Below are 17,745 nucleotides of genomic sequence, written 5' to 3' on the forward strand. Positions count from 1 at the left end.
CCCCGGGCGCGGGGCGTCCCACGACGATAGCCGTTCACCGGGGCTCGGGAACGGTTCGTCACACCTACCCGTAACCTCCGGACACGGGTGTCGTTGTCCGGTCACCCGCGCCCGGCTGTGACCCCGCCGAGCAGGCTACCGACCACCAGTCGACGTCCGGTGCGGCGGGAGGGGTGGAGCTGGGGCNGGCTCTGGTACGGCTACGGCAGCGACTCGGCCGACCCGGTCCCGGCCACCTCGACCGCGGAGACCCCGCTGGTCCCGGCCGCGCTGAGCGTGCCGGCGATCGGGGTCGAGGCACCGGTGGAGTCCCGCGGCTCGGTCCAGACGACGAACGTGTTCACCGGCCAGCCGGTCACCGGCTACGGGGTCCCCGAGGACATGGCGGCGACGTCCTGGTGGTCCGACGGTCCCGAACCGGGCTCGGGGCAGATGGCCGTCGTGCTGGGCCACGACGTGCCCGGTGACGCCCCCGGTGTCTGTGACCGGCTGGGCGACCTGCAGGTGGGCGATGCCGTCGTCCTCACCGACGCCGCCGGCACCGCACTGCAGCTGCAGGTCGTCGAGGCGCCGCTGACCGGCCTGGACAAGTCCACCTCGGCCCTGTCCGACGCCCTCAACGGCCACCCGGAGGGCGCCGACGTCGCCCTGATCACCTGCGGCGGCGAGTACGACGAGTCGGTCGGCGCCAGCGACGAGAACGTGGTGGTCTTCGCCTCCGTCGTCTAGACGGTCGTGATCATGGGGTTGTCGCCCGGTCGACACGCAGGCACGGCGTGTCCACCGGCCACGACCCCATGATCACCGCCGGGTCAGGCGCCTAGCGACACCACGTCGCCGACCACCCACACTGCCGGCGGGCGGACGGCCTCGTCGGTGATCGTCCGGCCGAGGTCGGCCAGGGTGGTGCGGAGCAGGCGCTGGGTGGGGCTGGCGCCGTCCACGACCACGGCGACCGGGGTGTCGGCGGCCCGGCCGTGCTCGACCAGGGACGCCGCGATGGCCGGTGCGGTCTCCACGCCCATGAGCACCACCAGGGTGCCGCGCAGCCGGCCCAGCGAGGGCCAGTCCACCAGCGACGCCGGGTGCCCGGGCGGCACGTGACCGGAGACCACGACGAACTCGTGGGTCATGCCGCGGTGGGTGACCGGCACGCCGGCCAGCCCGGGGACGCCGATCGCGCTGGTCACCCCGGGCACCACCTCGACCGGCACCCCGGCGGCGGCGCAGGCCTCGAGCTCCTCGAAGCCACGGCCGAAGACGAACGGGTCGCCGCCCTTGAGCCGCACCACCCGCTTGCCGGCCAGCGCGTGCTCGACCAGCAGGGCGTTGATCTGCTCCTGGGCCATCGACCGGCCGCGCGGCAGCTTCGAGGCATCGACCACCTCGACGTGCGGGGGCAGCGAGGACAGCAGCGACTGCGGCGCCAGGTGGTCGGCGAGCACGACGTCGGCCGCGGCCAGCGCCTGCCGGCCGCGCACGGTCATCAGGCCCGGGTCGCCGGGCCCGCCGCCGACGAGGACCACGCTGCCGCGGCCGTCGGTGGGTCGGGAGGTGGTGTCGGCGATCGTGCCGTCGGTGAGCCCGGCCAGCACCGCGTCCCGGATGCCGACGGCGCGCTGCGGGTCGCCGCCGCCGTGCACGCTGACCACGACGTCGCCCTGGCGGCCCACCGCCGGCGTCCAGACGCTGGAGCGCGAGCGGTCGTCGGCCCGGGCGCAGAAGATCCGCCGGGAGTCCGCCTCCTCGGCGACGGCCGCGTTGACCTCGGGCACGTCGGTGGCGGCCACGGCGTACCAGGCCTCGGCCAGGTCGCCGGGCTCGTAGCCGCGGCGCAGCCAGGTCAACCCGCCCGGTGCGACGAGGGCCTCCAGCGCGGGGGTGACCTCGGGGCTGACCACGGTGACCACGGCGTGCGCGTCGAGCAGCCCGGCGACCCGGCGGTGGGCGACCTGGCCACCGCCGACGACGACGACGCGGCGGCCGCCCAGCCGCAGGCCGATCGGGTAGACCGACCCGGTGCGCGGGTCGACCGGGGTGGCGGGCATCAGGCCTTCTCGGTGACGCCGGCGGAGTCGAACGTGGCCACGTCGGCCAGCGCCCGGGCCGCTGAGGCGACCAGCGGGAACGCCAGCAGCGCGCCGGTGCCCTCGCCCAGCCGCAGGTCCAGGCCGAGCAGCGGACGCAGGCCGAGGTGCCGCAGGGCGAGGGCGTGACCCGGCTCGGCGCTCACGTGCCCGGCCAGCACGTGCTCCAGCGCGGCCGGGGACAGCGCGGCGGCCACCAGGGCGGCCGAGCCGGCGATGACGCCGTCCAGCAGCACCGGCACCCGGGCCGCGGCGGCGCCGAGCACGAAGCCGGCCAGCGCCGCGTGCTCCAGCCCGCCCACCTGGGCCAGCACGGTCAGCGGGTCCTGCTCGCCGTCCAGCCGGGCGAGCGCCCGCTCCACGACGGCCACCTTGCGGGCCAGCGTCGGGTCGTCCACGCCGGTGCCGCGGCCGGTCGCGGCGGACGGCGAGGAACCGGTGAACGCGCAGATCAGCGCGGCCGAGGCGGTGGTGTTGGTGATGCCCATGTCCCCGGTGACCAGGCAGGCGTGGTCCGCGGCGAGGTCGGTGGCCACCTGGATGCCGACCTCGACCGCCCGGCGGGCCTCGTCGAGGGTCATGGCCGGGCCCTCGGCCAGGTCGGCCGTGCCGCGTCGGACGTTGCGGTCGAGGAACCCCGGCGCCGGTGCCGACGGCGTGGCCACCCCGACGTCCACCACCACGACGTCGGCCCCCAGCTGCGCGGCGAAGGCGTTGACCACCGCACCGCCGGCCACGAAGTTGGCCACCATCTGCGCGGTGACCTCCTGCGGCCACGGGGTGACGCCCTGGGCGTGGACGCCGTGGTCGCCGGCGAACACCGCCACGGCCGCGGGCACCGGCAGCGGCGCCGGGCAGGCGCCGGCGATCCCGGCCAGCTGGGCCGCGACGTCCTCGAGCACGCCGAGGGAGCCCGGGGGCTTGGTCATCCGGTCCAGCCGCTCCCGCGCGGCGCGCTCGGCGGCGGCGTCGCGGGGGCGGATCGCGGAGAGGGTGTCGTCGAGCAGGGTCATGATCGCTCCAGGATCGCAGCCAGCGCCGCGGTGAACGCAGCCGAGGTGGTGGGGTCGCGGACGGCGACCCGCAGGTGGTCGGGCGCCAGCCCGGGGAAGGTGTCGCCGCGGCGGACGGCGAAGCCGGCTGCGCGCAGCTCGCGGCGGACCCGGTCGGCGTCGGGCAGCCGCAGCAGCACGAACGACGACCGGGGCTGCCCGACGACCTCGACCCCGGCCGGCAGCAGGTCCAGCAGCGCCCGACGGTGCCCGGCCAGCTCGTGCGCCCAGGTCTCCGCCTGCGCGAGGGCCGCCGGGGTCGAGCAGGCCTCCAGCGCGGCCAGCGCCGGCGTGGACACCGGCCAGTGCGGCTGGACGGCGGCCAGCGCGGCCACCAGGTCCGGTGGTCCCAGGGCGTAGCCGACCCGGAGCCCGGCCAGCCCCCAGGTCTTGGTCAGGCTGCGGACCACCAGGAGGCCGGGCAGGTCCCGGCGGGCGGCCAGGGACTGCGGCTCGCCCGGGTCGGTGTCGGCGAACGCCTCGTCCAGCACCACGGTGCGCCCGGGGCGGCACAGGGCGGCGACGTCCCCGCCCGGGTGCAGCACCGACGTCGGGTTGGTCGGGTTGCCCAGCACCACCAGGTCGGCGTCCTCGGGCGGCGGGGTCAGCAGGTAGGACGGCGCGTCGAGCAGGTGCCGGTGCACCGCGTGGCCGTGCGCCCGCAGGGCGGCCTCGGGCTCGGTGAACGAGGGGTGCACGACGACGGCGTGCCGCGGCGCCAGGGCCCGGGCGACCAGCGTGAACGTCTCGGCGGCCCCGGCGGTGAGCAGCACCTCGTCCTCCGGTCGGCCGTGCGCGGCGGCGACCGCGGCCCGGGCGCGGGCCGGGTCGGGGTAGGCGGCGCAGGCGTCGACCGCGTCGTGCAGGACGGCGCGCAGCCACGCCGGGGGACTACCGGACCGTACGTTCACCGCGAGGTCGACCAGGCCGGGCGTGGCCTCGACGTCCCCGTGGTGCCGGAGGTCGGTCACCGGCGGACGACGGCGACGGTCACCGCGCCGACCACGGTCTTGGGGACGACGAGGTCGCCACCCCCGGCCAGCGCCGCGGCCTCGGCGACCGACGGCGTGCCCACCGCGGCGGCCACCCGTGCGGACGGGGTGGGCACCGCGACCGCGGCCAGCTCCTCGGCCGCCAGCCCGGCCAGCGACCAGCCGCGGGCGGCCACGGCCTGCTGCACCCCGGGCTCGGCGGCCCGTCGGTCCAGGGTGACCAGCCCGGTGACCACGGCACCGGCGGGCACCACGGCGTCCACCGCGGCCAGCACCGCGTCGGCGCTGACCCCGGCCCGCGCCCCCACCCCGACCACCACCCCGGCGTGGATCAGCTCAGCTGATCCACGGCCGTCCTGGTTCACCGGCGTCGGCGAGCCAGGACGCACGGTGGTGCACCCAGCTGATCCACGCCGGGCGGTCACGAGGGGACGGCGGTGCGCACCCGGGCGGCCGCGGCGACGAACCGGGAGGCCATCCCCGGCGACCCGGCCCAGTTCAGGTGCAGGTAGGAGGCGTGCACGTTGCCCTCGACGAACCCCTCCGGGCCCTCGGCGTTCCACTGCCAGGCCGGCGTGGGCCCGGCGCCGGGGGAGGTGCGGGTGCGGTGGAACTCGTGGCCGCGGACCCGGGTGCCGGCCGGGGCCAGCACGCTGTCGGTCAGCGCCACGGCCGCCCGGTAGCCCAGGGCGAGGCGGGGGTGCATCGCGGCCTCGGCGTCCAGCACGCCGCACATCGGCTCGCCGTCGAGGGCGCGGGCCAGGTAGAGCAGTCCGGCGCACTCGGCCGCGATCGGCGCGCCGGAGGCCGCCAGCTCGGCGATCGCCGTCCGCAGGCCGACGTTGGCGGCCAGGGCGGGGGCGTGCACCTCGGGGAAGCCGCCGCCGACGACCAGGCCGGCGGTGCCCGGCGGCAGCGTCTGGTCGCGCAGCGGGTCCACGGTGACGACGTCGGCGCCCGCGGCGGCCAGCAGCTCGGCGGTCTCGGCGTAGCCGAAGGTGAAGGCCGGGCCGCCGGCGACGGCGACCACCGGCCGGCCCTCGGTGCGGGTGACCTCGGCGGCCGGGTCCCAGGGGGCGTCGTCCAGGTCGGGGGCGCTGCGGGCCAGCCGCAGGACGGCGTCCAGGTCCACGCTGGACCCGACGACGGCACCCAGCGCCCGCACCGTGCGCACCGCCTCGGCCGACCGCTCGGCCGCCGGCACCAGGCCCAGGTGGCGGGACGGCGTCTCCAGGTCGGTGATCCGGCGGACCGCGCCCAGCACCGGTACCCCGGCCGAGCCCAGCGCCTCGCGCAGGATCGCCTCGTGCCGGTCGGAGCCGACCCGGTTGAGGATCACCCCGCCCAGCCGCACGGTGGGGTCGAAGGTGGCGAAGCCGTGCACCACCGCGGCGACGCTGCGGGCCTGCGCAGAGGCGTCGACCACCAGCACGACCGGCGCGCGCAGCTGGGTGGCCACGTGCGCGGTGGAGCCGAAGCCGGGCTCGACGGAGGGGTGGCTGGCGCCGTCGAACAGGCCCATCACGCCCTCGACCACGGCGACGTCGGCGCTGCGGGCGCCGTGCAGGAACAGCGGGACGATCCGGTCCTCGCCGACCAGCCAGTTGTCCAGGTTGCGGCCGGGCCGGCCGGCGGCGAGGCCGTGGTAGCCGGGGTCGATGTAGTCCGGGCCCACCTTGTGCGGCGAGACGGCCATGCCGCGGTCGGTCAGCGCGGCGATCAGCCCGGTCGCGATCGACGTCTTGCCGGCGCTGGAGGACGGCGCGGCCAGCACGATGCGCGGGATGGCGGTCACCACTCGATCCCCCGCTGGCCCTTCTGGCCGGCGTCCATCGGGTGCTTGACCTTGGTCATCTCCACGACCAGGTCGGCGGCCTCGACGAGCGCCGGGTGCGCGGTGCGCCCGGTGATGACGACGTGCTGGTTGCCGGGTCGGTCGCGCATCGTCTGCACGACGTCCTCGACGTCGACCCAGCCCCACTTCATCGGGTAGGTGAACTCGTCGAGCACGTAGAACCTGTGCGCCTCGGCGGCCAGGTCGCGCTTGATCTGCGCCCAGCCCTCGGCGGCGTCGGCGGCGTGGTCGACCTCCGAGCCGGCCCGGCGGGACCAGGACCAGCCCGAGCCCATCTTGTGCCAGACCACCGGCCCGCCCTGGCCGGTCTGCGCGTGCACCTCGCCCAGCGCGGTCAGCGCGTTCTCCTCGCCGACCTTCCACTTGGCGCTCTTGACGAACTGGTAGACCGCGATCGACCAGCCCTGGTTCCACGCCCGCATCGCCATCCCGAAGGCGGCGGTGGACTTGCCCTTCATCTCCCCGGTGTGCACCGCCAGCAGCGGCCGGTTGCGGCGCTGCCGGGTGGTGAGCCCGTCGACGGGGACCGCCGTCACCTGTCCCTGGGGCATGTCAGGCAGCCGCCTTCACGGTCGAGACGAGTTCCTGCGCGCCCAGTTCCTCCAGGCACAGCGTCTGCGCGCCCAGGTGGACGCCCAGGGTGTGCGCGAGGCCGAGCTTCACGAACCCGGACTCGCAGTCCACGACGACGCTCGCGGTGCCGGCGGCCTGCAGCAGCCCGGCGGCGCGGTGCGCCTGTGCGAGGTGGTCGGTGCCGCGCTCGCCGGTGGCCCGGCCGTCGGTGACCACGACCAGCAGCGGACGGCGGCGCGGGTCGCGCACCCGCTCCACCCGCAGCGTCTCGTGCGCCCGCAGCAGCCCGGCGGCGATCGGGGACCGGCCGCCGGTGGGCAGGTCGGTCAGCCGCGCGGCCGCGGCCTCCACCGACCAGGTCGGCGGCAGCGCGAGGACGGCGTCGGAGCCGCGGAAGGTGACCAGCCCGACCTTGTCCCGGCGCTGGTAGGCGTCGGTCAGCAGCGAGAGGACGGCGCCCTTCACCGCGGCCATCCGGGTGCGCGAGCCCATCGATCCCGAGGCGTCGACGACGAAGAGCACCAGGTTGCCCTCGCGGCCCTCCAGGTCGGCCTGCCGCAGGTCCTCCCGGGCCAGCCGCAGCCCGGGACCGGAGCGACCGCGGGCCAGCTGGTGCGGGGCGGCGGCGAGCACGGTGTCCACCAGGTGCAGCCGGGTCACGCTGCCCTCGGGACGGCGGGAGCCGACCACCCGGCCGCGCTCGCTGCGGGCCCGGGACCGTCGTCCGGCGACGCCGTCCCCGATGCCGGGGACCTCGAGCCGGCGGGCGCGGAACGCCTCGTCGGGCGCCACGGCGGCCCGCTCGGGCGCCGGTGCGGCCTCCGCGTGGGGGGCGTCGTCGGTCGGGGGCGAGGGATCCCCTCCCGAACCCTGGGCCGCGGACCCTTCGGTAGGGGCTCCCTCGCCTGCCTCGGAGGAGGGCTGGTCGGGGCCCTGGCCCGGATCCGGGGAGCCGCCGTCCGGGGAGCCGCCGTCCGGGGAGCCGCCGTCCGGGCCGCCGTCGCCCTCGGGGGCCGTGTCGTCCGGGTCGGGCTCGGGGTCGTCGGGGCGGGCGTCGTCCAGGGCCTGCTCGAGGGTGTCCTCGTCCAGGCCGGGGGCGTCGAAGGGGTTGCGGCGGCGGCGGTGCGGCAGGGCCAGGCGGGCGGCGACCCGGACGTCGTCCTCGGTCACGTCGGTGCGGCCCGACCAGGCGGCGTGCGCGATCGCGGCCCGGGCGGTGACGATGTCGGCGCGCAGGCCGTCGACGCCGAAGGCGGCGCAGACCGCGGTGACCTGGGACAGCGCGGCGTCGCCCAGCACCACCTGCGGCAGCAGGGCGCGGGCGGCGGCGATCCGGTCGGCCAGCGCCGTCTCCTCGCCGGCCCAGCGCGCCTCGAACCCGGCCGGGTCGGCGTCGGCGGCGAACCGGCGGCGCACGACCTCGGCGCGCAGGCCCGGCTCGCGCGGGGCGGCGACCTCGACGGTGAGCCCGAACCGGTCCAGCAGCTGGGGGCGGAGCTCGCCCTCCTCGGGGTTCATGGTGCCGACCAGCAGGAACCGGGCGGCGTGCTGCACCGAGACGCCCTCGCGCTCGACGTAGGCCCGGCCCAGCGCGGCGGCGTCCAGCAGCAGGTCGACCAGGTGGTCGTGCAGCAGGTTGACCTCGTCGACGTAGAGCACGCCGCGGTGCGCGGCCGCCAGCAGGCCGGGCTCGAAGCTCTTCACGCCCTCGGTCAGCGCGCGCTCGATGTCCAGCGAGCCGACCAGCCGGTCCTCCGAGGCACCGACCGGCAGCTCGACGAGCCGGGCCGGGCGGGTCTGCGCACCGGCGCCGGGCTCGTGCGGACCGTCCGGGCAGGCCGGGTCGGGCGCCGCGGGGTCGCAGCCGAACCGGCACCCGGGGACGACGTCGACCGGCGGCAGGACGGCGGCCAGCGCACGGACCGCCGTCGACTTGGCCGTGCCCTTCTCACCGCGCACCAGCACGCCGCCGACGGCGGGGGAGACGGCGTTGAGGAGCAGGGCCAGGCGCATGTCGTCCATGCCGACGACCGCGCTGAACGGGTAGACCACGGGTGCGCATCCTCTCCCCGGGTGTCCGCGCCCGGAGGTGGCAGGTGGCGACGGCCGCAGTTCCTGGCTCACCCCGGGGGGCTGACAGTGGCGGGACCGCGCCGGAGTCGCACCGGCTTCCTGCACTGCCGTCGCAGTTCGCCGCCAATGAGACCACGCCCGATGACTTGACGATTCGGAAAGTCGTCCGGCAGACTTTCCGACATGGAAAGAGACGATGCGGTGCGGGACCGGGCGGTGGCCGACCTGGCTGCCCTGCAGACCGACCGGGCGGCGCTGGCCGACCGGCTGCGGCAACCGGGGTGGTACGACCCGGCGCTGGGGGTGCTGGTCGGGGGCTTCTTCGCGACCTACTCCTTCGCCTTCCCGTGGCTCACCCTGGTCGCGGTGCCGGTCTTCCTCGGCGGGATCGCCCTGCTGGCCGCCGGCTACCGGCGGCACACCGGGCTGTGGGTGAACGGCTTCAACGGCGGACCGTCCACCAAGCCGGTCATCGCGGCCTGGGGCGCCGCGTGCCTGGTCCTGCTCGTCGTCGGGCCGGCGCTCGAGGTCGGGTTCGGCGTCCGGTACGCGATGGTGGTGACCGGCGTCGTCCTGGGTGTCGCGGCCGCGCTGCTCAGCCGCCGCTGGACGACGGTCTCCCAGCGCGAGCTGCGGGGCGAGCGATGAGCGCCGACCGGGACCGCGCCGCCGCCGACCTCGCCGCGCTCGACCGCGACCGGGCCGCGCTGGCCGACCGGGTGGCGCCCCCGCGCTGGTTCGGTCCGGCGATCGGGCTGCTGCTGTTCGCCTTCGTCTCCTCGAACGCGCTGGACTCCCCGTGGGTCACCGCGCCGGCCGTGCTGGTGTTCGGCCTGGGGATCGGGCTGCTCGTCGGGGTCTACCGGCGCTCCACCGGGGTGTGGGTGCACACCCCGCCCCGGGTGCTGGCCGGCTGGGCGGCGTTCGTCCTCGTGGTGCTCGTGCCGGCGTTCGCGCTCGGCGACGAGCGACCGTGGCTGTTCGTGGTGGCCGGCGCGGTGCTGGGGATCGCGGTCGCCGTCCTGTCCGCCCGGTGGACCCGGGCCTGGCAGCGCGAGCTGCGGGAGGGGGTGTGACCACCGTCGAGCCCCGCTTCGACCAAGTGGTGCACGCCCCGCCGCGGCTGCAGGTCTGCGGGCTGCTCGCCGCGGTGGACTCGATGGACTTCGCCGCCGTCCGCGACGCCGTCGGGGTGAGCGACTCGGTGCTGTCCAAGCACGTCAAGCAGCTCGAGGACGCCGGCTACGTGCGGGTCCGCAAGGCCACGGTGGCCTCCCGGCAGCGCACCTCGCTGTCGCTGTCGCCGGCCGGCCGGTCGGCCTTCACCGCGCACGTCGCCGAGCTCCGCCGGATCACCGGCGGCTGATCCGGTCCACCGGCCCTCGGGTCGGGTGGACCAGGGCCCGGCGGTACCGACGTCGGTAGACCCGCTGGGCCACCAGCAGCAGCGGGAACAGCGGTCGCCAGATCCCCGTCCCGGGGCGGGTCAGGGACCGCAGGGTCAGCCAGACCGCACCCTCGGCGTCCCGGTGCACGACGAAGGCCTCCTCGCCGGAGACGGGGTGCCCCGGGCGGGTGCCGTAGGCGAAGCCCCTGCGGTCGGGGGTGTCCACGACGGCCACCACCCGGATCGGCTCGCGCACGCGCAGGGGCCCGACCGCGGCGACGAGCACCAGGTCCGCACCGGTGGTGACCGGGCCGGGCGGGTGGACGGCGAAGCCGCTGCGGGGCTTGACCGCCCACCGCATCAGCGCACCCGCCGCGGTCCAGGCGTCGTCCCCCCGACCCACCAGCACGGTCTCCTCGTGCACCCGGGAACCGGGGGCGTCGGGGTCCCACCGGGCGTCGGCCGGGCGGGTCGCCCCCGGGAACGGGTACCCGAGGTCCGGGGCGGCAGGGTCCACGCCGCCATCCTGCCCGCGGTGACCTGGGTCCTGGTGCTTCAGTGGGCGGTGATGAACCGGCGGCTGCTCCTGGACTGGCTGGGTGTGCTGGCGGTCGCGGCGGCCCTGTCGGGGCTGCTCACCCTGCTCGGCGTGCCCTCGGCGACGCTCTTCGCCGGGCTGGCCACCGGGCTCGGCCGGGCGCTGCTGGTCCGCCGGAAGCTGGTGCTGCCCCGGCACGGCATGACCGGCGCGCAGGCCGTCGTCGGCGTCTCGATCGGGGCGCTGGTCTCGCTGTCCACGCTGCAGGCGGTGGCCCGGGACTGGCTGCCGGTGGTCGGGGTGACCGTCGGGACCCTGCTGCTCAGCCTGGTCGCCGGCCGGCTCATGGCCCTGCGCGCGGGGGTCAGCCGGGTCACCGGGGCGTTCTCGATGATCGCCGGCGGGGCCTCCGGGATCACCGTGATGGCCCGGGAGCTCGGCGCCGACGCCCGGATGGTCGCCGTCCTGCAGTACCTGCGGGTGCTGCTGATCGTCGTCACGATGCCCGTGGTCGCCGCCGTCGTCTACGGCGCCGCGGGCACCGACGCCGGGACGCCGGCCGACGCCGGTCCCGGGGCGTGGGCGGGCCTGCTGTTCACCGTGGTGAGCGTGGTCGTCGGCATCCCGCTGGGCCGGCTCAGCCGCATCCCGGTGCCCGCGCTGCTGGGGCCGATGCTGGTCGCCGCCACCCTCGACCTGACCGGGCTGTCCCGGGACGCCGCGGTGCCCGCCCTGCTGGAGAGCGCCGCGTTCTTGGTGATCGGCCTGCAGGTCGGCCTGTCGTTCACCCGGGAGAGCCTGGTGGTGGTCGGCCGGGCCCTGCCGCTGGCGCTGGCGCTGATCGTGGGCCTGGTGCTGGCCTGCGCCGGGCTGGGGCTCGTCCTGTCCGCGACCGCCGACGTCAGCCCGCTCACCGCCTACCTGGCCACCACGCCGGGCGGCCTCTACGCCGTGCTGGCCACGGCCACCGACAGCGGGGCCGACGCGACCGTGGTGCTCGCCGTCCAGGTGCTCCGGTTGTTCGTCATGCTGCTGACCGCACCGCTGGTCTCCCGCTGGCTCCGCCGCGGGGGTTGAGCGCGGGCCGCACTCACCAGCCCAGCACTCACCAGCCCAGGACGCGCCGGGCCTCGGTGGCGACCTGGTCGAACCGGCGACGGTCCAGCACGGCGCCCTCGCGGCGGACGTCGGCCGGGTCGACCCGCAGCACCCGGTCCACCCGCACCTCGCTGGGCCGGCCCTGGCGGTCCCACGCCCCGGTGCCGATGTCCACCCACACCCGACCGAGCCGGGCCTCGTCGGCGGCGTCCCGGTCGTGGTCCTTGCTGGTGAGCATCAGCCCGAGCAGGTCGGTGCCCGACCGGCCGACGACCAGCACGGGCCGGTCCTTGCCGCGGCCGTCGCCCTCCTCGAAGGGCACCCATGCCCAGACGATCTCGCCGGGGTCGGGCCGGCCGTCCTCGCGGGGGGCGTAGGAGATCTCGCCGCGGCCGGCGAAGTCGCCGGCGCCCGGGTTCTGCCGCGGGGCGCCGGCCGGGGGGAGCGGGTTGCGCCGCGCGGTCGGTGCCGGCTCGGCCCGGGGACGTCGGGGAGCCGACGTCGTGGGCCGGGTGGCCTCCCGGACGACGGTCGACACCACCCGGGACAGCAGGGACTTCCAGCCGGTAGCCATGGAGGACGACGGTAGGGGGTGCGATCCTGACCCGGCGCGCCGGCCCGACACGCCGACCGCCGTGGGACCAGCGTGATCCCTGTCATCCGATGGGGCGAATCGTCGAATTCCACGGTTGCGATTCGGTCGATCTGGTCATGGAATGGGGACTCGGGCGCTCGCGGCGTCCGTACGGGGGAGGTACCACGTGACCACTGCAGAGCCCGTCCGCCCGGTGGCCGCACCAGGCCTGTACGGCACCTCGCGCGTGCGCGCCAGTGCCCTGGCCTCCTACCAGCTGGTCGAGGACGCCCGCGACCGCATACCCGAGCACGTGCGCAAGCGCCAGCGCACCCGGGCCCGCAACGAGCAGGCCGTCGCCGCCCGGCTGGTCGCCCGCGAGTTCGAGCGGGAGTGACCGGCCTCAGCTGATGCAGAGCTCGTTGCCCTCCGGGTCGGCGAGCGTCACCCAGGTCGACGGGCCCTGGCTGCCCCGGTGCAGCTCGCGGGCGCCCAGCCCCACCAGCCGGGCCACCTCGGCCTCGATCTGCTCGCGGCCCACCCGCACGTCGAGGTGCACCCGGTTCTTCACCGTCTTGGGCTCGGGCACCCGCTGGAAGAGCATCCGGGGCGCGGTGCCCTCGGGGTGCACGATCGCCGCGCCGACGGCCCAGACCAGCGCCCCGCGGTGGTGGGTGGTGTCGGACTCCGCGGCGTGGCCGGCGTTGACCATCCGCCGGATGAAGGCCTCGTCGCTGGGCTCGCGCTCCCAGCCCAGGGCCTCGGCCCACCAGTCGGCGAGGTCGTGCGGGGCGGCGGAGTCGACGGTGACCTGGAAGGTGTGTGCCATGGCGGCACGCTAGGGCAGGGGTCCGACGGTTCTGCGGGTCGCGGCGGGCCGGGTTAGCGTCCCTCGGTGCCGATCAGCTCGCCCGAGGGCAAGGACTGGACCCGCAAGAAGATCACCGACCTGGCGCCCGCGTCGCTGCTGGACGTCGGGGCCGGCGCCGGCACCTACGCGAAGCTGCTGGCCGACGCCCGCCCGCTGCGGCTCACCGCCCTCGAGGTGTTCGAGCCCTACGTGGAGACCTACGGCCTGCGCGACCTCTACGACGAGGTGCTGCTGGGCGATGCCCGCACCACCGAGCTGCCCGCCGCCGACGTCGTCGTGCTGGGCGACGTGGCCGAGCACATGACGGTCGAGGAGGCGCAGGACCTCTGGGACCGGGCCGGGCAGGCGGCCGGGCGCGCGGTCTACATGTCGATCCCGATCGTGCACTACCCGCAGGGCGAGCTGGAGCACAACCACCACGAGGTGCACGTGGTCGACGACTGGGACCACGACAAGGTGCTGGCCGCGTTCCCCGGGATCACCGACTTCTTCCGCGGCGAGGTCGTCGGGGTCTACGAGCGCCGCACGGACTAGCTGATGGAGTCGCAGCGCTCGGGGAACGATGCGCTGCGACTCCGCTAGAGCTCCTGGGCGAGCTCCGCGCGCATCTCGCTGTCGGCCTGGTCGGGGGAGACCCCGGCGGTGTGCTCGCGCCAGACCTTGCCCATCGGCGGGAAGACCGAGCGGTGCACCTGGACGCCCGGGTCCCACAGCTTGGAGCGCATGACCGCCTTGGCGCAGTGGAAGTAGGCCCGCTCCACGTCCATCACCATCACCGACAGCGGCTGCTTGCCGAACTCGGTGAGGTCCAGGGCGACGTCCTCCGGCGCGACCAGGCGGCAGCGGCCGTAGACCCGCAGCGTCTCCTCGATGCCGGGCACGAAGAACATCAGCGCCGCCCGAGGGTTGGCCGTCAGGTTGCGCAGGCTGTCCACCCGGTTGTTGCCCTGCCGGTCGGGCAGCGCCAGCGTGTGCCGGTCGACCACCCGGACGAAGCCCGGGCCGCCGCCGCGGGGCGAGACGTCGGGGAAGCCGTCGGGGTCGACGGTGGCCAGGGTGGCGAAGGGCGACAGCTCGACGAACCGGGCGCAGTGGTGGTCGACGTGGTCGATCACCTTCGCGACGGCTCGCGGGGACGCGGTCGGGTAGCAGTCGACGACACCGGTCATCTGCCCAGGAGACCACGTCCGGGGACGGGTGACGAGTGCTCCGGGTGCGCGTCGTCACTCGCCTACCGTCTGCCCCCGTGGCAGTCACCTGGAGCGCGCCGGTCCGGTACAGCGAGTGCGACGACCAGCGGGTCGTGTTCAACGCCAACTACCTGGTCTGGGCCGACGAGGCATCCAACGCGTGGTGGCCGTCGGTCGGCCTCACCTGGGACCCCGACGGCGTGGCCGGCGTCCAGCCGTTGGTGAAGGCCGCGGTCCTGGAGTGGTCGTCGTCGGCGGTCTGGGGCGACGTGGTCGACGTGGTGTGCGACCTGGAGAAGCTGGGGCGGACCAGCCTGACGCTGCGGTTCGAGGTCCGGGTCGGCGACCGGCTGTGCTGCGTCGTCCGGTCGACCTACGTGGCGACGACGGACGGGGTCGCCGTCCCGTGGCCGGACCGGGTGCGCGCCGCCGTCGCCTGACCGCGCGTGCGTGGCGGCCAGCAGCCCGGGGTGGGCCGCCGTGCGGTGGGGGAGGCCGCGGTCGGCGGCGGCTCACCCCACCGCGGCGCGGCTCACCCCCGCGGGCGCAGCAGGCGGAGCGTCGCGTCGTCCGGGCCGTCGTACCAGTGCTCGAGGACGGCGGGGAACCGCGGCTCGTCGGGCTCGGCGGCGCCGAAGAGGGTCATCGAGGAGCGGAGCTTGACGTCGTCGGGTGAGCCGAGCACGGCCGACGCCGTCGTCCCGGTCAGCCCCAGCAGCACGTCGCAGGCCTCCCGCAGCCGCGGGCCGAGCACCGGGTGGGCCAGGTAGGAGCGGGCCTCGTCCAGGTCGGCCACGGCGTAGTGCTGCGCGGTCGACGAACGGCCCAGCCCGGCCAGCTGCGGGAACACGAACCACATCCAGTGCGTGCGCTTGCGCCCGGCGCGCAGCTCGGCCAGGACGTCGTCCCAGACCGGGTCCTGGGCGTCCACGAAGCGCTGCAGGTCGCTCACGGTGCCACCGACCGGACCAGCGTCACCGCGTCGCCCAGGGTCAGCCGGGGGTCGGCCCGGCGCACCGCCCGGACCCTCGGTACGTCGCCGTCGATGCGGCTGACCGTGGCGTGCACGCGCTCCGGGGGCCAGTCGGCCAGGGCCCCCTGCGAGATCTCCGCGGCGTCGCGCCGACGGACCTCGAGCACGGCGGCGTAGGCCGCGGCGAGCGCGGCCACCACGAGCAGGACCCCGGTGAGCGGCCGGCCGTCGGCGAAGGAGGAGGTCGCGAACGCGGCCAGGGCCAGCACCAGCACCAGCGCGAGCACGACGGGGAGGGTGAGGGACCGGCGGGAGGTCACGTCGTCCAGCCTGCCCCCGGCGGCAGCATCGGCAACCCGGCCGGCGCGCCGCCCTCGATCAGCCGCCACAGCGCGTCGGTGTCCGCGTGGGACTCGACCAGGTCGCCGAGGGCGTCCAGCCGCGCCTCCCGGACGGCGGCGAAGTCGGTGTCGGCCGCGGCGGTGAACCGGCGCCCGGTGGTGGTCGCGACCTCGGCGAGGAAGGCCCGGCGGAAGTCGTCGTTCTCCAGCGCGCCGTGCCAGGTGGTGCCGGAGACCGCCCCGACCCGGACGCCGTCCAGGAACGGCTCGCCGGCGTCGGCGGTGACCACGCCGTGGTGGATCTCGTAGGCGGTCACCGGGTGCCCGCGCCAGCTCCCGGCCGGCCGGCCGAGGGTCTTCTCCCGGGCGAACACGACGTCGGTGGGCAGCAGGCCGAGCCCGGCGACCGTGCCGGACCGGGACTCGACGTCGTCGGTGATCGTGCGGGCCAGCATCTGGTGGCCGCCGCAGATGCCCAGCACCGGTCGGCCCTCGGCGGCCCGCCGGGCCAGGGCGGCGTCCAGGCCGCGCTCGCGCAGCCAGGCCAGGTCGGACACGGTCGACCGGGTGCCGGGCAGCACCACCAGGTCGGCGTCGGCCAGCTCGGCGGGGTTCGTCGCGTACCGGACCAGGACGCCGGGCTCGGCGGCGAGGGCGTCCAGGTCGGTGAAGTTGGACAGCCGGGGCAGCCGCACCACCGACACCCGCAGCACGTCCTCGCCGACCGGGGGCAGGGCCGGGCCGCGGTCGCCGTCCAGGTCCAGGGAGTCCTCGACGTCCAGCCACAGCCCGGGCAGCCAGGGCAGGACGCCCAGGGTGGGCCGCCCGGTGAGCTGCTGCAGGGTGTCCAGGCCGGGGGCGAGCAGCCGGGTGTCCCCGCGGAACTTGTTCACCAGGAACCCGGCCACCAGCGCCTGGTCGGCCGGCGGCATCAGCGCGACGGTGCCGTACAGCGCGGGGAACAGCCCGCCCCGGTCGATGTCGCCGACCACCACCACGGGCAGGCCGGCCGCGGTCGCCAGGCCCATGTTGGCGATGTCGGTGTCCCGCAGGTTGATCTCGGTGGGGGAGCCGGCGCCCTCGCAGACCACCACGTCGAAGCGCGACCGCAGGTCCGCCAGGCTGGCGAGCACCTGCTCGAACAGCTGCGCCTTGAGCCTCCGGTAGCTCATCGCGGTGACGTCGGTGACCGCCTTGCCGAGCACGACGACCTGGCTGGAGTTCTCCCCGCCGGGCTTGAGCAGCACCGGGTTCATCGCAGCCTCGGGCTCGACCCGGGCGGCGGCGGCCTGGAAGACCTGCGCCCGGCCGATCTCCGCGCCGTCGGCGGTGACCCCGGAGTTGTTGCTCATGTTCTGCGCCTTGAACGGCGCCACGGAGACGCCCTGCCGGACCAGCCAGCGGCAGATCCCCGCGGTCACCACGGACTTGCCGGCGTCCGACGTCGTCCCGGCCACCAGCAGCGCGCCGCTCACCAGCCGGTCTTCTCCTGACCGGACAGCGCGTGGATGGCCTCCATGATCCGGTCGGTGACCACCCGCCGGGCCGGTCCCCTCCCGGCCAGGCCGCGCTGCTCCGGAAAGGTCAGCGGCTCGCCGAACGTGATGGTCACCTTGGCCGGCCGGGGCCAGGCGGCGTCGACGGGCTGCACCCGGTCGGTGCCGTGCACGGCGACGGGGACGACGGGGCAGTCGGCGGTCAGCGCGAGCCAGGCCACCCCGGTCTTGCCGCGGGCCAGCTTGCCGTCGCGGGAGCGGGTGCCCTCGGGGTAGATGCCGAACGCCTCGCCGGCGTTGAGGGCGGCCAGCACCGTGTCCAGCCCGGCCTGCGCCGCGCGCTGGGACTGCCGCTCGACCGGCCGGGCGCCCAGCGCAGTGAACACGGTCTTGGTCAACCAGCCCTTGATGCCGGTGCCGGTGAAGTACTCGGCCTTGGCCAGGTAGCCGACCTTGCGCGGGGCCATCAGCGGGATGGCGATGGAGTCGATGAACGACAGGTGGTTGCTGGCCAGCAGCACCGGCCCGGTCAGGGGCACCCGGTCCTTCCCCACCACCGTGGGCCGGCAGGTCAGGATGAACAGCGGGCGCAGCACGAAACGGGCCAGGAGGTAGAACACCCGGACAGATCCCTCCCTCTCGAGC

General features: G+C 76.0%; 23 protein-coding genes and 1 riboswitch. Of the genes, 8 read left to right on the top strand and 15 right to left on the bottom strand.

Annotated elements, in window-relative coordinates:
* Positions 1–276: 276 nt before the first annotated feature.
* Entirely contained in the window at positions 277–729 is a 453-nt protein-coding gene (locus LFA75_RS14510; RefSeq protein ID WP_455428478.1) for a class F sortase, read from the top strand.
* 83 nt (positions 730–812) lie between these two features.
* Here LFA75_RS14510 and cobA read toward each other — a convergent pair whose 3' ends face one another.
* The 7 genes from cobA to LFA75_RS14545 are packed head-to-tail and all read right to left on the bottom strand — an operon-like array spanning position 813 to position 8,611.
* Entirely contained in the window at positions 813–2,048 is a 1,236-nt protein-coding gene (cobA, locus tag LFA75_RS14515; RefSeq protein ID WP_225234329.1) for a uroporphyrinogen-III C-methyltransferase, read from the bottom strand.
* Positions 2,048–3,100 carry a nicotinate-nucleotide--dimethylbenzimidazole phosphoribosyltransferase gene (cobT, locus tag LFA75_RS14520; RefSeq protein WP_225234330.1) on the bottom strand — a complete coding sequence of 351 codons (1,053 nt, stop codon included), beginning with the start codon at positions 3,098–3,100 and terminating at the stop codon, positions 2,048–2,050. The genes cobA and cobT overlap by 1 nt, the downstream gene beginning before the upstream one ends.
* Positions 3,097–4,110, bottom strand: a complete 1,014-nt coding sequence (gene cobC / locus LFA75_RS14525; RefSeq protein ID WP_225234331.1) for an Rv2231c family pyridoxal phosphate-dependent protein CobC — start codon at positions 4,108–4,110, stop codon at positions 3,097–3,099. Before cobC ends, cobT begins: the two co-directional genes overlap by 4 nt.
* A complete protein-coding gene (locus LFA75_RS14530) occupies positions 4,107–4,520 on the bottom strand; it encodes a cobalamin biosynthesis protein (RefSeq protein WP_225234332.1) in 414 nt (137 codons plus the stop codon). The genes cobC and LFA75_RS14530 overlap by 4 nt, the downstream gene beginning before the upstream one ends.
* A gap of 32 nt (positions 4,521–4,552) precedes the next feature.
* The gene (locus LFA75_RS14535) at positions 4,553–5,926 is read right to left on the bottom strand and encodes a cobyrinate a,c-diamide synthase (protein WP_225234333.1); all 1,374 of its coding nucleotides are present in this window, start codon (positions 5,924–5,926) and stop codon (positions 4,553–4,555) included.
* Positions 5,923–6,522 (bottom strand): cob(I)yrinic acid a,c-diamide adenosyltransferase, encoded by a 600-nt coding sequence (gene cobO / locus LFA75_RS14540; protein ID WP_263639380.1) that lies wholly within the window; start codon positions 6,520–6,522, stop codon positions 5,923–5,925. The genes LFA75_RS14535 and cobO overlap by 4 nt, the downstream gene beginning before the upstream one ends.
* A gap of 16 nt (positions 6,523–6,538) precedes the next feature.
* Positions 6,539–8,611 (bottom strand): putative cobaltochelatase, encoded by a 2,073-nt coding sequence (locus tag LFA75_RS14545; RefSeq protein ID WP_225234335.1) that lies wholly within the window; start codon positions 8,609–8,611, stop codon positions 6,539–6,541.
* A gap of 38 nt (positions 8,612–8,649) precedes the next feature.
* Positions 8,650–8,787: riboswitch (cobalamin riboswitch) on the bottom strand.
* A gap of 28 nt (positions 8,788–8,815) precedes the next feature.
* Here LFA75_RS14545 and LFA75_RS14550 point away from each other — a divergent pair.
* From LFA75_RS14550 to LFA75_RS14560, 3 genes are read left to right on the top strand one after another with little or no spacing between them, the layout of a single operon-like run.
* A complete protein-coding gene (locus LFA75_RS14550; protein ID WP_225234336.1) occupies positions 8,816–9,280 on the top strand; it encodes a hypothetical protein in 465 nt (154 codons plus the stop codon).
* Entirely contained in the window at positions 9,277–9,708 is a 432-nt protein-coding gene (locus LFA75_RS14555; protein WP_225234337.1) for a hypothetical protein, read from the top strand. The genes LFA75_RS14550 and LFA75_RS14555 overlap by 4 nt, the downstream gene beginning before the upstream one ends.
* Positions 9,705–9,998 carry a transcriptional regulator gene (locus LFA75_RS14560; protein ID WP_225234338.1) on the top strand — a complete coding sequence of 98 codons (294 nt, stop codon included), beginning with the start codon at positions 9,705–9,707 and terminating at the stop codon, positions 9,996–9,998. The genes LFA75_RS14555 and LFA75_RS14560 overlap by 4 nt, the downstream gene beginning before the upstream one ends.
* Here the strand turns inward: LFA75_RS14560 and LFA75_RS14565 are convergent.
* Positions 9,985–10,536 carry a DUF1990 family protein gene (locus LFA75_RS14565; protein ID WP_225234339.1) on the bottom strand — a complete coding sequence of 184 codons (552 nt, stop codon included), beginning with the start codon at positions 10,534–10,536 and terminating at the stop codon, positions 9,985–9,987. The genes LFA75_RS14560 and LFA75_RS14565 overlap by 14 nt on opposite strands.
* 18 nt (positions 10,537–10,554) lie before the next feature.
* Between LFA75_RS14565 and LFA75_RS14570 the strand changes: the two genes are divergently transcribed.
* Positions 10,555–11,634, top strand: coding sequence for an AbrB family transcriptional regulator (locus LFA75_RS14570; protein WP_225234340.1), 1,080 nt, complete (start codon positions 10,555–10,557; stop codon positions 11,632–11,634).
* A gap of 28 nt (positions 11,635–11,662) precedes the next feature.
* Here the strand turns inward: LFA75_RS14570 and LFA75_RS14575 are convergent, their stop codons facing one another.
* Positions 11,663–12,229, bottom strand: a complete 567-nt coding sequence (locus LFA75_RS14575) for a type II toxin-antitoxin system PemK/MazF family toxin (RefSeq protein ID WP_225234341.1) — start codon at positions 12,227–12,229, stop codon at positions 11,663–11,665.
* 187 nt (positions 12,230–12,416) lie between these two features.
* Between LFA75_RS14575 and LFA75_RS14580 the strand changes: the two genes are divergently transcribed.
* On the top strand, positions 12,417–12,626 hold the full coding sequence (locus LFA75_RS14580; protein ID WP_225234342.1) for a hypothetical protein: 210 nt from the start codon (positions 12,417–12,419) through the stop codon (positions 12,624–12,626).
* 6 nt (positions 12,627–12,632) lie between these two features.
* Here the strand turns inward: LFA75_RS14580 and LFA75_RS14585 are convergent, their stop codons facing one another.
* Positions 12,633–13,058 carry a VOC family protein gene (locus LFA75_RS14585; RefSeq protein ID WP_225234343.1) on the bottom strand — a complete coding sequence of 142 codons (426 nt, stop codon included), beginning with the start codon at positions 13,056–13,058 and terminating at the stop codon, positions 12,633–12,635.
* 66 nt (positions 13,059–13,124) lie between these two features.
* Here LFA75_RS14585 and LFA75_RS14590 point away from each other — a divergent pair, with 66 nt between their 5' ends.
* The gene (locus LFA75_RS14590; RefSeq protein ID WP_225234344.1) at positions 13,125–13,634 is read left to right on the top strand and encodes a class I SAM-dependent methyltransferase; all 510 of its coding nucleotides are present in this window, start codon (positions 13,125–13,127) and stop codon (positions 13,632–13,634) included.
* A 44-nt stretch (positions 13,635–13,678) separates the two neighbouring features.
* Here the strand turns inward: LFA75_RS14590 and LFA75_RS14595 are convergent, their stop codons facing one another.
* The gene (locus LFA75_RS14595; RefSeq protein ID WP_225234345.1) at positions 13,679–14,269 is read right to left on the bottom strand and encodes an MSMEG_1061 family FMN-dependent PPOX-type flavoprotein; all 591 of its coding nucleotides are present in this window, start codon (positions 14,267–14,269) and stop codon (positions 13,679–13,681) included.
* A gap of 77 nt (positions 14,270–14,346) precedes the next feature.
* On the opposite strand from LFA75_RS14595, the gene LFA75_RS14600 reads away from it, so the two are divergent.
* A complete protein-coding gene (locus LFA75_RS14600) occupies positions 14,347–14,730 on the top strand; it encodes an acyl-CoA thioesterase (protein WP_225234346.1) in 384 nt (127 codons plus the stop codon).
* A 92-nt stretch (positions 14,731–14,822) separates the two neighbouring features.
* Here the strand turns inward: LFA75_RS14600 and LFA75_RS14605 are convergent, their stop codons facing one another.
* The 4 genes from LFA75_RS14605 to LFA75_RS14620 are packed head-to-tail and all read right to left on the bottom strand — an operon-like array spanning position 14,823 to position 17,720.
* Positions 14,823–15,242 (bottom strand): DUF1810 domain-containing protein, encoded by a 420-nt coding sequence (locus LFA75_RS14605; RefSeq protein ID WP_225234347.1) that lies wholly within the window; start codon positions 15,240–15,242, stop codon positions 14,823–14,825.
* Entirely contained in the window at positions 15,239–15,583 is a 345-nt protein-coding gene (locus LFA75_RS14610) for a hypothetical protein (RefSeq protein ID WP_225234348.1), read from the bottom strand. The genes LFA75_RS14605 and LFA75_RS14610 overlap by 4 nt, the downstream gene beginning before the upstream one ends.
* Positions 15,580–17,079, bottom strand: a complete 1,500-nt coding sequence (locus LFA75_RS14615) for a cobyric acid synthase (RefSeq protein WP_225234349.1) — start codon at positions 17,077–17,079, stop codon at positions 15,580–15,582. Before LFA75_RS14615 ends, LFA75_RS14610 begins: the two co-directional genes overlap by 4 nt.
* Positions 17,076–17,720, bottom strand: a complete 645-nt coding sequence (locus LFA75_RS14620) for a lysophospholipid acyltransferase family protein (RefSeq protein WP_225234350.1) — start codon at positions 17,718–17,720, stop codon at positions 17,076–17,078. Before LFA75_RS14620 ends, LFA75_RS14615 begins: the two co-directional genes overlap by 4 nt.
* Positions 17,721–17,745: the final 25 nt, after the last annotated feature.

The organism is Klenkia terrae (assembly GCF_900491935.1).
In the GTDB taxonomy this organism is placed as follows: Bacteria; Actinomycetota; Actinomycetes; order Mycobacteriales; family Geodermatophilaceae; genus Klenkia; species Klenkia terrae.